1 protein-coding gene is annotated in these 625 nt (G+C 41.4%); it reads right to left on the bottom strand.

All coding sequences use genetic code 11. The features are described from left to right. Window positions 1-269: 269 nt before the first annotated feature. A partial coding sequence (locus ACS8FC_RS18765) for a DUF3108 domain-containing protein (protein WP_439297902.1) occupies window positions 270-625 on the bottom strand: 356 nt, incomplete at its 5' end.

Here is a 625-nt window from a genome sequence, read left to right as displayed (position 1 = left end):
GGTGTTATTTACTCGTATCTATGGCAGTAGCTGGGCTGAGATCGCCGTATACTTAACCGACTTTGTGCTGTTACTTGCCATCAATGTCTGGTTATTTATTTTGCTGAAACGCCTGCCTTCAATGAATAATGTCGTTAAGAAACCGCGTTCTCGTTAGTAGGCTATAATACTAGTCATTAATCTTAAGATATAAAAAAGCGGCGTTCCAAATAGGACGCCGCTTTTTTATTGCAGTATTACCTTTCAACGCTTCTGTTTACATGCTTGGATTAATTAACCTTGGTCAATTCTAAATCCATCTTTTTACCATCATTGATTTGACTGACTTTGACAGGTAGATAGTCTAAACTTGGTGCCAACCAAAAACTGGTAGAGCGACTGTCGTCATCATGGACGCGGTCGACACGCACTGTATCAAATGTACCCGCTGGAACAGTGATTTTGGTGCTGCCAGATTTTTTAAACGGGGTCTTCTCGATTTTGTCTTTTTTCGCCATGTAGTAATTGCCAGTGAACTTACCATTTAATAGATCTTGGCGAATTTGCACTTCAAGGCTCAAGTCATCAAAGGCTTGCTGCGGCATACTCAGCGTCGTGGTCTTGCCTTTATAGTTGCTGGTTACCT

This window comes from Psychrobacter sp. 1Y4 (genome assembly GCF_051847555.1).
The sequence above is the reverse complement of the archived record's forward strand: the minus strand, read 5'-3'. Positions and strand labels throughout refer to the sequence as shown.